Annotated in this window: 14 protein-coding genes; 7 read left to right on the top strand and 7 right to left on the bottom strand. The window is 52.0% G+C overall.

Annotated elements, in window-relative coordinates:
• Positions 1-4: 4 nt before the first annotated feature.
• A complete protein-coding gene (locus MIM_RS10505; protein WP_025372716.1) occupies positions 5-1,039 on the bottom strand; it encodes a TRAP transporter substrate-binding protein in 1,035 nt (344 codons plus the stop codon).
• A gap of 39 nt (positions 1,040-1,078) precedes the next feature.
• The gene (locus tag MIM_RS10500) at positions 1,079-1,750 is read right to left on the bottom strand and encodes an RraA family protein (protein WP_025372715.1); all 672 of its coding nucleotides are present in this window, start codon (positions 1,748-1,750) and stop codon (positions 1,079-1,081) included.
• A gap of 134 nt (positions 1,751-1,884) precedes the next feature.
• Here MIM_RS10500 and MIM_RS10495 point away from each other — a divergent pair, with 134 nt between their 5' ends.
• Positions 1,885-2,823 (top strand): LysR family transcriptional regulator, encoded by a 939-nt coding sequence (locus MIM_RS10495; protein WP_025372714.1) that lies wholly within the window; start codon positions 1,885-1,887, stop codon positions 2,821-2,823.
• 41 nt (positions 2,824-2,864) lie between these two features.
• Here the strand turns inward: MIM_RS10495 and MIM_RS10490 are convergent, their stop codons facing one another.
• The 4 genes from MIM_RS10490 to MIM_RS10475 all read right to left on the bottom strand — a co-directional run bounded on the left by MIM_RS10490 (position 2,865) and on the right by MIM_RS10475 (position 6,865).
• Complete coding sequence (locus MIM_RS10490; protein ID WP_025372713.1) at positions 2,865-3,932, bottom strand: SMP-30/gluconolactonase/LRE family protein; 1,068 nt, start codon at positions 3,930-3,932, stop codon at positions 2,865-2,867.
• Positions 3,933-4,283: 351 nt separating this feature from the next.
• Positions 4,284-5,501, bottom strand: coding sequence for a pyridoxal phosphate-dependent aminotransferase (locus MIM_RS10485; protein WP_025372712.1), 1,218 nt, complete (start codon positions 5,499-5,501; stop codon positions 4,284-4,286).
• On the bottom strand, positions 5,498-6,160 hold the full coding sequence (locus MIM_RS10480; RefSeq protein WP_025372711.1) for an RraA family protein: 663 nt from the start codon (positions 6,158-6,160) through the stop codon (positions 5,498-5,500). The genes MIM_RS10485 and MIM_RS10480 overlap by 4 nt, the downstream gene beginning before the upstream one ends.
• Positions 6,161-6,208: 48 nt before the next feature.
• Positions 6,209-6,865 (bottom strand): RraA family protein, encoded by a 657-nt coding sequence (locus tag MIM_RS10475; RefSeq protein ID WP_025372710.1) that lies wholly within the window; start codon positions 6,863-6,865, stop codon positions 6,209-6,211.
• 155 nt (positions 6,866-7,020) lie between these two features.
• Here MIM_RS10475 and MIM_RS10470 point away from each other — a divergent pair, with 155 nt between their 5' ends.
• Positions 7,021-7,947, top strand: coding sequence for a LysR substrate-binding domain-containing protein (locus MIM_RS10470; protein WP_025372709.1), 927 nt, complete (start codon positions 7,021-7,023; stop codon positions 7,945-7,947).
• Positions 7,948-7,953: 6 nt separating this feature from the next.
• Here the strand turns inward: MIM_RS10470 and MIM_RS10465 are convergent, their stop codons facing one another.
• Complete coding sequence (locus MIM_RS10465) at positions 7,954-8,970, bottom strand: LysR family transcriptional regulator (RefSeq protein WP_025372708.1); 1,017 nt, start codon at positions 8,968-8,970, stop codon at positions 7,954-7,956.
• Between the two features lie 12 nt (positions 8,971-8,982).
• On the opposite strand from MIM_RS10465, the gene MIM_RS10460 reads away from it, so the two are divergent.
• The 5 genes from MIM_RS10460 (at position 8,983) to MIM_RS10440 (ending at position 14,206) form a co-directional block, all read left to right on the top strand.
• Complete coding sequence (locus tag MIM_RS10460) at positions 8,983-9,654, top strand: RraA family protein (protein ID WP_025372707.1); 672 nt, start codon at positions 8,983-8,985, stop codon at positions 9,652-9,654.
• A complete protein-coding gene (locus tag MIM_RS10455) occupies positions 9,651-11,039 on the top strand; it encodes an amidase (RefSeq protein WP_025372706.1) in 1,389 nt (462 codons plus the stop codon). The genes MIM_RS10460 and MIM_RS10455 overlap by 4 nt, the downstream gene beginning before the upstream one ends.
• A gap of 53 nt (positions 11,040-11,092) precedes the next feature.
• Positions 11,093-12,073, top strand: coding sequence for a Bug family tripartite tricarboxylate transporter substrate binding protein (locus MIM_RS10450; protein WP_025372705.1), 981 nt, complete (start codon positions 11,093-11,095; stop codon positions 12,071-12,073).
• Positions 12,074-12,449: 376 nt separating this feature from the next.
• Complete coding sequence (locus MIM_RS10445) at positions 12,450-13,238, top strand: sterol desaturase family protein (RefSeq protein WP_025372704.1); 789 nt, start codon at positions 12,450-12,452, stop codon at positions 13,236-13,238.
• A complete protein-coding gene (locus MIM_RS10440; RefSeq protein WP_025372703.1) occupies positions 13,235-14,206 on the top strand; it encodes a fatty acid desaturase in 972 nt (323 codons plus the stop codon). Before MIM_RS10445 ends, MIM_RS10440 begins: the two co-directional genes overlap by 4 nt.
• Positions 14,207-14,216 lie beyond the last annotated feature (10 nt).

Below are 14,216 nucleotides of genomic sequence, written 5' to 3'. Positions count from 1 at the left end.
CTGTTCAAGGTAACGTGATGCCCGCCGCCTTGCCAGCCGTTTCATTCCATTGTTGTACGCAATCTTTGCCACAACGTGCACCCCACTCCTGTGCAACTTTCCGGGCAATGCCCTGCAGGGTTTCCTGCTCCTGTGCACTCGGTGCTGCCGCCACCATTTGAGCTTTCTGGTGAATCTGACATTCACCCTGTCCGGTATTGCATGCAAGGGCAAAGTTATTCTCCCGCTTGGTTTCAGCCCAGAAGCGATCTTCCAGCACCTGTGCCTGTTCCTCTAATAGCTTCTGTACTGCAGGATCCAGTTTTTGCCAGCGCTTCAACCCAATACCATAGAAGCCTACAGACCAGTCTATCGGCAGGTTGTAGAGATTATTGGCCACTTCGAACCACTTTGCAGCATTGCCCGAACCTATTCCTGTCACGGCGCAATCGATGACGCCGGTTTGCAGTGCAGTTACTACCTCGGCAAAGGGCAAGGTAACTGAAGTCGCACCCAATGCACTCACATAGTCGGCCATGTTCCGGCCACGCGTACGCACCTTTTTGCCTTTGAGGTCACTCAATTGCTTCACCGGTTCGCGACAAAAAAATACCTGCGCCGTATACGAAGCGGTCGCAAGCAACTTGATGCCATGTCGCTCCCGCATGCGCTTGTCCAGTACAGGCCGATATGCCTTGGCGATTGAGTGTGCCTTATCAATATCCGGTGCCATACCGGGCAAATCTACGCCTTCAAACAGCGCGTCATCACTGCTCACATAGGCGAATACACCCATGCCGATATCGATTGCACCTGTGCGCATCAGTCTGACGACTTCAGGCCCCTTGAGCCCGCTTTCAGATAAGCCGCTGAGATCCGCAGTGACCTGACCTGCCGATGCTTTAGGCAGTGTCTCCTCCCAGAACGGCTTTTCCGTTGAACCGAATGTGTAGTTGTGACTTCCTCCGCCGACCACCTTGAAATGGGTTTTGGGCAGATCCTGTGCGTTTGCATACACGCTTGCAGTGGCCATAACAAGGGTGGATATTATTTTTTTCATGAATTTCTCTCCTCGGTAAATCAAAAAATGAACGCTCAATTAAAGGGCAGTGACAGTATTTTTTTCAATAGCGGCACGGCTGCCGACAATGTCGGGAAATTTTTCACCGGCACGTAACCGTGCCAATGTCTGTTTCTCGTGCTCCTGAAATGCGATCGCCTGTTGCGCTGCCGCACCTATCTGGTCGCGCGGCAAGACCAGCACGCCGTTTTCATCAGCCAATATCGCATCTCCAGGCTGAACCGGTACGCCACCGCAACTGATCGGAGCACAAAATTCGCCATCCTGACCAAGCACCCGTGTCGTAACGACGGATGGGCCTCGCGACCACACCGGCACACCATGTTCTCTTAGCTCTCCCAGGTCAGTAACGCAGCCATCGACGATCAGTGCAACGACACCGGCCTGACTCGCGGCATAAGCCATGGCACCGCCAAAGGCAGCGGTTATCGCTTCACCGCATCGGTCAATGACCAGCACATCGCCCGGTCGAACGCACCCCATGGCATAATGCAAAATGCCGCCATCGGTACCCGGCATCCTGACCGTCACTGCAGTACCCGCGATCCGCAGATCGCGGACATGGGCCCGAATAGCTGAGTCCATGAAGCCAACAGTACGGAAATGTCCGACTGTAGCCGGTTCAGCGCGCTTCAGTAATGCCAGGTCTTGCGTGCAAATGGGAGGTGGCAAGGGATGAATCAGGTACATGTTAATCGTGATAATATTAAGTGGATAAAAATGAGTACACTAAAGTACACACCATCAAGTCACGAGCAGAATATCACGCAGTCTTGTGCTCACAATAATCAAAAATCCCCCTTACTTGAGAGATATTTCTTATCATGAGGATTACCCTAAGTCAGATGGAGGCCTTTTATTGGGCTGCTCATTTGGGCAGTATTCATGCGGCGGCAAGGCACTTGCACCTATCGCAGCCAGCCGTATCTGCACGTATAAAGGAACTGGAGGACGCGCTGGATGCCAGGCTTTTTGAACGGACGCGGCAACGTGTCACCCTGACGGACATCGGCACAGCCGCATTGCGCCATGCAGATCAGGCACTCAATAGCAGTCGACAGCTTGAACATTTTCGCAAAGACCGAAGCCCTGGCGGAAAGTTACGCCTTGGTGCAGATGAATGCTCCGCAACGGTGGGCCTTACTGCTGTGATTGCGAAAATCAAGGAACACTTTCCATCGCTTGATCTGGAAATCACGGTTGATGTGGGATCCATATTGAATCAGAAGCTCAATGCCAAAGAGCTGGACATCGCGATCCTGACGAACCCGTCCACTGGCGCTGAAGCGACAGATAGCTTTATCGGATGGATGCCCTTTGCCTGGGTGGCGTCTTCGTCTGCACCGGCTTTGCCAGCACCATTCAAACCGACTGATGCGCATGGTTTAAGTATCGCGACCCATTCGGCACCATCGACACTCTATGCTGTCGTTGATGGATGGCTGCACTCCGGGGGAGTGAAGGCCAGATCGCTGAATACAAGTAATTCGCTTGCCTTGATTGCCAGGTTGGTTGCTGCTGGTCACGCCATCGCTATCCTGCCCCTGCCTTTATTACAGGAGATGCTGGCGTCGGGTGCCATGCGCACCCTGCCCTGCTCGCCTCCCATAGAGCCAGCAGGGTTCTACATCTCGTATATGACCGCCACCCATAATCCTGGCATCGACGCGATTGTTGAACTGACCAAAGACACGCTGCTTCGATTAAAATTTCTTACCGTTGATCATCCGGCCCACCAGCAGGCAGACGCCGATCATGCCTAAGCAGGATGGGCTGTCATCCCTGATCAGGTATTGGCAAATGACTAATCGAATGCAACGGCCCCACGGGTATTAACAAAGACTGAATAGATGGAATGGCTGCTTGCCATGAATAGTCGATTGTTGTTCTCACCACCAAAACACAGATTGGCGCAACGCTCGGGCAGATGAATATGAGCGATGGCCTTTCCCTGCGGATTGAACACCATCACCCCATCGAGCTGGGCCGAATCTCCTCCCGGTGCACCACTATTGCCCCAACCGGCCCAGATGTTGCCGTCCTGATCACATTTAATGCCATCCAGCGCGCCGGCACCCTCCACTTCCAGGAATTTTGTCTTTTCACTGAGGGTATTGTCAGCACCGACCGTATACACCCATAAAATACGGCTGGGCTTTGCGCGGCCCTCTACCACGTATAGCTTTTTTTCGTCGGGTGAGAAACACAGGCCGTTGGGTCCGGCCAGATCATCAATGACTCTATGCACTTTATTCGTTTGTGCATCAACGCGATATACCGAGTCGGGTAACTCCTGTTTCGATATTCGACCCTCATAATCATTGCTCAGCTGGAATGGCGGATCTGTGAACCAGACCGATCCGTCAGTTTTGCAGACGATATCATTGGGCGAGTTATATGGCTTTCCTTCAAAGTTATCCGTTAATGCATTGACTTTTCCACTATATTCAGTACGACTGATGCGTCGCGTTACAGCCCCTTCGCAGGTGAGTAAACGTCCCTGCCGGTCACGTGTATTACCGTTCGGAAAATTAGCAGGCTTACGGAAAACAGACGCTTTTCCAGTAGCTTCATCCCAGCGAATAATTTGATTATTAGCAATATCGCTAACGAGCAGATAGTTGCCGTCGCCGATCCAAACCGGCCCTTCCAGCCAGCGAAACCCCGTCGCCAGGCGCTCGATACTTGAATTGAAGATCCGATATTTTGTGAAGGACGGATCAAGGATTTCCACTCCTGGATCCGGATAACGCAACGATGGCGTCCATTGTGCACTGGCCGTGCCTGTACCTATCACGGCTGTCACTGCCAGCCCTCCCTTGATAAAATCTCGCCGGGCTAACCGATAGCCACCATCTGCGTGCTTATCCATATGCTTCTCCTTTTGTCTCGTGATTGTTTCTTTTTCGTTGACATGCCATAGGTGATTTTCGGCACGCCTGAGTCCAGGAATGAACAGGCCGCGACCAGCAGCAGAGGTAGCAGATAGTGCGGTGCTTTGCTGTTTTCCGGAGCCTGAAGCGCTTTCCTGTCTCAATAGTAATAATATGAATATTTCAATAATCATATTATCAATTTAAGGAGTATGTCAATCTTCTGCTTTTTTCTGACGTTTATCATGGATCGTCGTACACCCGCCCTGTTTGTCGATAGTAGTTACCCTAGCGCAGAAGTGCACATGGGCCATTTGCCCTTTGATCTGTTTTGCCAGGGTTGTCTCTACTCACTCCACAAACGCCTGTCGAAATTTCGATATTGCCTCACAGGCATCGACCAACGGCGCATCATCCAGCGCATACGAAATCCGTATATAAGGGCCAAGTCCGAATGCGCTACCGTGTACGGTTGCGACATTTGCTTCATCCAGCAATGCACTGACTACGTGGTCATCCGATTTCAGCACCGTTCCTGAACGCGTCGTTCTGCCGATCCAGTCACGGCAAGCAATGAAGCCATAGAAAGCACCACTGGGAATGTCACACTGCAGCCCGGGAATTTGATTGATATACCCCACCAGATTATCCCGGCGCTGTTGAAATACATCGCGCGATTGATGGATAAAATCTTTTGGACCCGCCAATGCAGCGATCGCCGCATACTGCGAAATCGTACATGCGCCGGAGGTTTGTTGTCCCTGTAGCTTTTCCATGGCGTTGATCAGCCATGCCGGACCCGCTCCGAATCCTATGCGCCAACCCGTCATGGCATATGCTTTGGAGACACCGTTCATGGTGAGAATACGGTCGTGCAATTGCGGGGCGATCTGGGCCAGCGTGAAAAACGCTTTATCATCGAATACGAGGTGCTCGTAAATATCATCCGACAAAATCAGGACCTGGGGATGTCGCATTAACACCGTTGCCAGCGCACGCAATTCGTCCTCGCTGTACACTGCACCTGAAGGGTTGGATGGTGAATTGAGTATCAGCCATCGCGTACGTTCAGTAATGGCTTTTTCCAGCGCCTGTGGCGTCAATTTAAAACTACTGCCCGCATCACACTGAACCAGTATAGGTGTTCCACCGCAAACCTGTACCATTTCCGGATAACTCACCCAATACGGAGCGGGAACAATCACTTCGTCCGCTTCATTCAAGGTGCTTGCCAATGCGTTGAAGATGACCTGTTTGCCACCGTTGCAGACGATGGTATTACGCCAATCGGTCTGAATGCCATTTTCCACCTGAAATTTCTCTGCGATGGCTTCTCGTAAAGGGCGCAACCCGGCTACCTGGGAATAGCGGGTGTACCCAGACTGGATGGCCGAGATCGCTGCCGATCGAATATGTGCCGGCGTGCCAAAATCAGGCTCACCGGCACTCAACGAAATCACTTTGTCACCCACTGCCCTCTTCTGCGCCACGCGATCCATGATCGCGTAAGTAGCAGAAGATTTTGCGCCGGCGAGGAATCGATTCAGACGCTGTGCATGATTCATCATGATTTCCTTTGAAGCGTGTGATAACCAAGCGCTTGTCTGGCTTGCCCGATGGTATCACCCTGGCTGATACGCTCCCGGATTTTCGCTTCTACGTCCTCGATTTTTTTCGCTGTTTCAGCGACTTCCCGGGCTCGCGAGCGCGGCACAATGACAACACCATTGGAATCAGCCACCACAATATCCCTGGAAGCAACGCGTACTGTTCCAATGCCAACCGTTGTATTGACGGATTCCACTTGAACCCGGTCTTTGCCGGTTCTCATGAACCGGCCTGCAGTAAACAGCGGATAACCATCACCGAGCGCTTTGTTGACATCCCTGCATACGCCATCGATCACTGTCGCGGCAATGCCTCGAATACCGGCGTATTGCGTCATGATATCGCCCCATACAGTGCAGTCCGGACGGCTGTTATTGTCAATGACAATGACATCACCCTCTGCTACTTGGTCAATGAAATCTCCAACTGTTCCGGGTGGCGAACTGGCTGGTACATACTTAACGGTGAAGGCCGGGCCTGTGATAACTTGGCTATAGTTTGCCAACGGCTGGATTCCAAGGGCCTGGCCGTGTAGGCCGAGCTTATCCAGGGCGTCGGACACGCCAGGTGTATCCAGGCCGTTGAACAATGCGACAAGCGCTTTGTCTTCATCGCTCATTTTTTGGGGATTGGTCATTGCTTAGCTCTCCAGAAGTAAGACGCTCAGTTAAGCCCGAATGGCTTCAAATTCTTTGTCATGCATCACATCGGCCACAGAACGGCCTCCACACACAGCCTGCACCATGCCTTGCTGTCGGCGTGCGATGCGCTCGGCCAGATCCAGCACCTGCTGAATATGTTCAGTTGCGATGAAAACAGTCCCGCATCTATCGGCAATCACATAGTCATCTTCGCGTACCGTCACACCTGCAATCTGCAGCGGTTTGCCTGAATCAACCTGAACGATACGGTTGCGTGCGCTGATCATCGTGACGCCTTTCCCAAAGACGGGATAGCCGATAGATTCGCTGCCTTCAATATCACGACTTGCGCCGTCAATTACCGACCCGCGTATGTTTTTGAACTTCGCAGCGTTGGCCAGAATATCTCCCCAACACGAAACAACCTCCGGTCCGCCACCGATAACCAGGATGCGATCATTCGTGGTAATTGCATCAATGACTGGAGAAATCAGGTGAACGGTTGGTTTCTCATCCGGTTTCGGCCCAAGCTCAATCGTACTGGCGCGGCCAACGATTTTCGGGCAGTTCCACAGTGGTCTTAAACCATATGTGGCTCCCGGTATTTGCAGAAAATCAAGTGCATCGGACACCGTATTGGTATCGAACTCAGCGAGTCGGGCGAGATGGTCAGGCCAGGGCATGAAGGGTTTCTCCTTAATGAAAGATGGCCCTTATCATGAATCTGATCGGTTAATATGTAAAATCCTAAGATATTATTGCTGTGATACAAAAATCGGAATACAGATGCCTATAAATCCGCATTCCGGCAAACATCGTTAACCCTGGATGCAACCACATGGCAACAATAAATTTCAAGTTAATCAGACAGTTGTGGATGTTTCTCGCCGTTGCGGACGAGCAGCACTTCGGACGCGCCGCGGCACGTCTTGGAATGTCGCAACCTCCTTTAACCGAGCAAATAAAGATTCTGGAACAATCCCTGCGGGTGCAATTGTTCGAGCGCAACCGTCGCGGCACCAGGCTGAGTGCAGCAGGAGCCGCTATTTTGCCTGCGGTGCGTCAGTTCGCAGGACAAGTGGAACAGCTGGAGCGCGTCGTTAAGGAGGTGGCGGCAGGTCAGTCCGGCGTGCTGCATATCGGCGCAATCACATCCGCCATGCTGGATGCGGTACCTGCTATTTTGGGAAAGCTGCGAGAACAGTATCCAGGCTTGACCGTTTTTGTTCGAGAGATAGATAGTGCAGAAGCGATAACACAACTGGAGTCAGGGGAGCTGGATCTGGCCTTTGTTCGATTTGACGGTGATAATCAGGGTGATATCAACGTCCTGCCTCTGACAGAGGATCGCCTTGCTGTCGCCTTACCCAAAAACCATGATCTGGCAATGCTAACGGTGGTGCCGATTAGAAAACTGGCGGCAGAACAAATGGTTATGTCCTCGCGTCAGGTCAGCCCTGCTTACTTCGACAAACTAACCAGCATTTGCAGGACGTACGGGTTTTCGCCCAGAGTGCTGCATGAAGTTAGATCGGTCACTGCCCAGATTGCATATGTCAGTTGTGGTCAGGGCGTCGCACTGGTGCCCTCTTCTATGAGCAAGCTTTCACCAGAAAACGTGATTGTACGGCCGTTAAAGGAAAACATCAGGGTAATAACGGCTGCTGTTGCATGGAATATAGCAAGGCATCACCCGATGGTAGATGCATCGGTAGCGCTGTTGAGCGCACTGTATCCCGATAATGAGAGGAAAATACGACAATAATTTCGATTATTCAGAGGAGATGAAAAACTGACATTCCGTTAGTATTTCACTCGCCATATCTACAATCGTACCCACACCCGCAGCTTCTTTTTCGGAAAGAAAGCATGCGTAGTAAGAGATCACTGGTAAGGGAGGATCTGCAGGCACCAGTTTCATTTGTCCCTGTTTGAGCTGCTCCAGCACAATAGGCACCGGCAATACCGCCATCGCATGCCCCTTTTGCACCATCTTCATGATCATTGCGAGCGAATTACATGTATTGAGCTGATACTGATCCGCCCTCGCCTCGCCCAGCCAATCACGGGCAAGGGAATGTAGCACCGAATGATGAGGATTAATTACCAAAGGCACCGAAGCCGCGTCGTCCGGTCGGAACGGCAGGTCAGCCAGGTCCATTGAAGCACCGGCAATCCATGCAACCGCCACTTGTCCGAGCACTCTATTGCTTATGTGTGGACGGTTCAAAACACTTGTTTGAATTGTGATATCCAGCTCCCGCCGGTTAAGCTTGCCATTTAACACCGAGCTTTGATCGATGCTCAAGTCCATCCGCAACGTTGGATAGCGCATACGCAACTGCCAGAGTATTTCTGCAATGCCAACTGCGGCACTCGACTCGTCCGCGCCTAGGCGAAGTACCCCGTCTAACGGCGGCTGTTCATTTCTGCCACCCGCCTCGAACTCTTCGCCTAGCTGGAGCATGTACTGAGCTCGCAGCAAAAACGCGTGCCCCGATGGTGTTAACTGTACACCTTGCTGACTACGCAGCAGCAGGACTAATCCCAGATTGGTCTCGAGTTCCTTGATACGCGCAGTCACTGCCGGCTGACTGATACACAAATGTTTAGCCGCTGCAGCTACGGTACCTAGCGTACCGGCCCAGTAAAAAGCCTCCAACTGCCTGAACGTTATTTGCAACATAAAGAAAATTGAGGTATCCCAATTGAAATATGTGTCTTTTCGATGCGAGAGACAATTCGTATAGTGTAGCTCACTACCCCAATTAACTGTAGATACACTCATTAGGAGACGCATTTGTTTATTTTGAATCCCCCGCCCCAACAGATCTCTACTGAACTGATTGATTTATTGGTTAGTGCAGAGCCGGCTGTAATTGGACATTTTCGTCATACCGGGTTTATGTCTCCGCGCATCCGCGCTCACTTCAAAGACCGACGAATTGCAGGTACTGCCGTCACTGTGCGGGTTCCTGGAATGGACGGCTCGATGGTCCATTATGCGATCGGCAAAGCACGCCCTGGCGACGTCCTGATCTTCGACCGGTGTGGCGATGAAACCATTGCCACTATGGGTGGAGCCGTCGCCTATGCGGCCAGGAAAGCCGGTGTTGCTGGCATTATCGTAGACGGGCTGGTCACGGATCTTGGCGAACTGCGTGAATACGGTGTCCCTGTGTGGTCCAAGGGAACATCTGCAGTGACGGTCAAAACCCTGGGACTGGGTGGCGAGTTTTGCATACCGATTACTTGTGGTTCGGTTGCCGTTCGTCCGGGAGACGCAGTATTGGCAGACGAGAACGGCATTCTCATTCTTCCTGCAACAGATATTGAAACGAGTGTCCAGCGCGCATTGAAGATGATGAATGATGAGAAAACAACGCTCAGGCGTATTGACAACGGCGAAAAATATCCGGACATCGTCGGAACATCAGCAGTCATAACCAAAGTGATGGAGGCGCAGGCATGACAACCAATAATCATGTACTTGTCAACGGATATCCGAGCCTGGCGAACATGGCCGGTATGTTGCGCAATGGCGCCTGCACATCGGTTGAACTGACCAGGCATGCACTGCAACGAATCCATGCTTTGAATGACCGCTTGCATGCATTCGTCGCCGTATATGAGCAGGAAGCACTCGCTGCTGCCGAAGCCGCCGATAGACTGATCCGGTCGGGTTGCTCACTTGGTCCCTTGCATGGGATCCCCGTTGCACTAAAAGATAATATCAATATAAACGGTAGACCCAGCACTGCAGGATCTACCTTATTGGCACACAATATTGCCAGTAGTGATGCATGGATAACCCACAGATTAAAAGAATGCGGCGCGATCATCGTTGGCAAAACACACATGGTCGAGTTTGCACTAGGCGCATGGGGAACAAACGCATACATGGGCACACCACGCAATCCCTGGGGGAATGAGACACATTTATCGCCTGGAGGTTCCAGTAGCGGTTCAGCAGTTGCGGTTGCAGCCGGCATGGTTCCGCTGGCAATTGGAACAGATACTGGCGCCTCTGTACGCGTGCCCGCCGCGCTCTGCGGCATTACCGGTTTTAAACCAACCATCGGGCAATTGCCCGGTGACGGCGTCGTTCCCTTGAGTAAAACATTAGACAGCGTAGGTGTCATGACACAGACAGCGGAAGATGCGGCGCTCTCATTTACTGTTTTGTCCGACAAGCCAGCGAACGACTCACCGTCTCTATCCAGTGCTACACCTGCCATAATGCTGGAGGGATTACGCGTTGCGGTATTGAGCACTGAGCAACTGGATGGCGTTCAGCCTGAAATTCTGCATGCGTATCAGAATGCAATTGATACCTTTAAAAATCAAGGTGCCCATATTCAACCATTGGTATTGCCGATCAGCTTTGATGAAATCGCAGATATCCAGAGTACCATTATGCTCTCAGAGGCTGCCGCACGCTGGGGTCACCTGGCAGCAAACGAAGATCTGAAAATGGATGCATCGGTCAGGCCGCGTATTATGGCCGGGACACAAATAAGCGCGACACAGTATGTCAACGCCATTGAACACAGAGACAAACTGAAACGTGTCTTCGCTAACCAACTTAAGTATCTGGACGTATTCCTTACCCCCAGTACGCAATGGACGGCCCGCCCAATTACTGAAGTCGATCATGGTAAACCGCCGGTCAGATATGCGCGAATAGGGAATCTTCTTGAGTTGTGCGGCATTTCTGTTCAACTGGGTGAGGACGACAACGGATTACCCATAGGATTGCAAATCGCCGGGCCAAACAATGGCGACATGCGTGTGCTTGAGGTAGCGCAAAGCTTTCAGGCATGTACTGACTGGCACCAGCGGCGATGGGTAGGTTGATCTCATCAATCACCGCAACTGATTTCACTTAACGACTTTTCAGATGATCAATTATGAACACTCCCATTCGTATTTGCGCCTTGACTCTGCTGAGCATATCAATATCCTTTTCATGTTCTGCACAAACGGTCAATGATTATCCGTCCAAAGCACTTCAGATCGTAGTTCCCTTTCCGCCTGGCGGTAGTATTGATATGGCGGCGCGGCTAGTGGGACAGAATCTGTCCGAAGCATTCAACCAACCAGTGGTCGTCAGCAACAGGCCAGGAGCCAGTGGCAATATCGGGATGGAATACGTAGCCCGTTCGCATCCCGACGGCTACACTTTGGTCTTCGCCCCTTTCAGTGTCGCTACTGCATCACAGTTGTTTTTAAAGCTGCATTTCGATCCCATCAAAGATTTGAAACCGATCATCCGGGTAGCGGATCAGCCAAATGTTCTTGTCGTCAATCCGGACAAAGTGAAGGCGAACAACGTAAAGGACTTTGTTGCGTACCTCAAAGCAAATCCGGACAAAATCAGTTTTGGTACATCCGGCATTGGCAACCCCCAGGATTTTTCAGCCCGAACCTTTATGGTTGCAACAGGTACGCAGATGCTGAATGTCGCATATAAAGGCGGCGCTCCTGCATTGAGCGATTTGATGGGCGGGCACATTGATGTCATGTTTGAAACGTCTCCAACCGCGGTTCCGTATGTTCAAAGCGGCAAGCTCAAGGCATTGGGTGTGACCAGCGATAAAAGACTGCCAACACTCCCGGATGTACCTACGCTGGATGAAGCCGGCATTTCGGGATACAAGGCAATCTACTGGATGGGACTGCTCGCACCTGCCAAGACCCCTGATTCCATCATAGAGAAATTGAACAAGGAAATTCAGCACATACTGGCAAAAAAAGAGGTAAGGAAGCAGCTGGAAGATATCAGCCTTTATCCAGCCGGCGGCAGCCCTGAAGATTTCAAAAAACTCATTGAGGATGAATCGGTGATTTATGCGAAGTTGATCAAGGAGCTTAACATTCCGCAACAGTAGAGAAAATAAAACCGTCTGGCAAGCGGCGAACGATGAGGTGTTTAGCCGATAATCATCGTTCGCGGGTATGCCACTTGAAGTACCGGCACACTCGTAACACACCATCACGTGCCTTCAGTCCGGATATGCCTGGCGTGCAGCAACGTAATCACGGCTTGTCCCCTCTCCCTGCGTTCGTTATCCGCTTTGGCCACGCATCCCTCCTACTGCCTTCCATAAAAATGTCATAATCCCACTCCCGCAACGCGCCATTCGGCCAATTCCGGCTATTATTCATCCAATATAAGAAAATCGGGCGCCGACAATACGTGGCCGATTAACAAGCAAAGGTCATTTAATCGCCTTAAAAGCCACTTCGGTTCTTTCGCATAATAATATGGGTCAAGTCTTTCTCTCTCTGTCCGCATGGCAGGTTATCTTCTGGGGGCTGCTGTTTTTTGGCGGTATTTATCTGCTATTGGGCAGCCTCACCTGGTTGTTAACCCGGCATCTTTTGCCGTCACTGGGTATCGGACATGTTCTGGACCCACGGCCGGTGACGGCGGCCCAGTTGCGCCATGAGCTTACCTGGTCGGGGTTGTCTGTTCTTATTTTCGGTGTCGGCATGATTTTCCCCTGGGGGCTGCTGCAGCTCGGCTGGGCTGCGCTGGACCCGAATCCTTCGGGTTGGCAGATCGTGGTGGAAATTCTGGCTCTCGCCATCTGGAACGACATTCATTTCTGGCTCAACCATCGAATGCTGCATACGCGATGGCTGCGCCGGTTCCATTTGCCGCATCATCGTTCGGTGGTTACAACGCCCTTTTCCACCTACAGCTTTCATCCGATCGAAGCCCTGATGCTGGGTAATGTGATTCTGTTGCCCATGCTTTTGCATGATTTCAGTTTCTGGGCGCTGTTCTCGGTGCCACTGTTCAGTCTGTTCTTCAATTGTATTGGCCATGCCAATTATGATTTCTTCCCGAATGTCTCCTATGCGCATTGGTTTGCGGCCAGTCGTCGCCATCACCTGCATCATGCCTGCTATAACGGCAACTACGGTTTTCAATTCACTTTCATGGACAGGTTGTTCGGCACACGCCTTCCGGCGGATGCTGCGCGTGCTGTTGTGGAGCGCGTGACCCGGCGCAGGCAGGCTGAGTCGATAGACGCGGGTCCGGTATGACACCGCAGAGCAATCAATCCGGTGCTGCAAGTGGCTCTTTTGATCCACAACACAAGCGCGTTCCCCGGTTAAAATACGCCAGGGACTGGCAAAGCCTGCTGTACATGGCGGCCTTTCCGGCGCTGGTGATCTGGCAATGGCTTTACGGCTTTTCTGTGGCCCTGTACCTGATCCTGTTGTTTCTGACCCTGGGAATTGGCGTGATCCATCACAACCATACGCATGTGCGCATGTGGCACGGCAAGCGTGCCAATCGCTGTACAGATATGCTCATTACACTGCTGCAAGGCCATCCCACTTGCGTGTTTTTTCCTACGCATGTCGCCAATCATCACCGCTACAAGCACGGTGAACTGGATGTTGCCCGCACCTATCGGTTTGCGGCAGGCGACACCAATACACTGCCCGGTTATTTGCTGCATCCTTTTCAGGCGATCAGTGTGCTGTATCCCGCCATTTATAACTGGCTGGGAAGGATGCGTCGCTATTACCCAGGAGTCTGGCGTTATTGCATACGTCAGTATGTGCTCTGGCTCCTGCTCTGGACAACACTATTAACGCTTAACCCGGGCAAGGCCCTCCTGTTTGTCATTGTCCCGCAGCTGCATGGGCTGCACTGGTTACTGGCAACCAATTATCTGCAACACGCTCATGCCGATGGCGCTGCACAGGGGCGCCAGGCGGGATCCCCGATCGCATTTGCCCGTAATTTCGAAGGCTGGGTCAATCCCCTTCTGTTTAATATCGGTTTACACACCGCGCATCACGAACATGGTCGCACCCACTGGTCGCGACTGACCCAATTGCACGAACAGCAGTACCGCAGTCGGACGCATCCGGCCATGCTGGAACGCGGCCTGGCCAGTTACATGATACGCACCTTTATCATGGGCACGTTCAGCCAGCGCTATCGCAGCCAGTCACTGATGCATTCCGATGCCAACCGCCTGCCTCCGCCCACGACCTGACGGACCGACT

This window comes from Advenella mimigardefordensis DPN7, from assembly GCF_000521505.1.
Lineage (GTDB): Bacteria > Pseudomonadota > Gammaproteobacteria > Burkholderiales > Burkholderiaceae_B > Advenella > Advenella mimigardefordensis.
The sequence above is the reverse complement of the archived record's forward strand: the minus strand, read 5'-3'. Positions and strand labels throughout refer to the sequence as shown.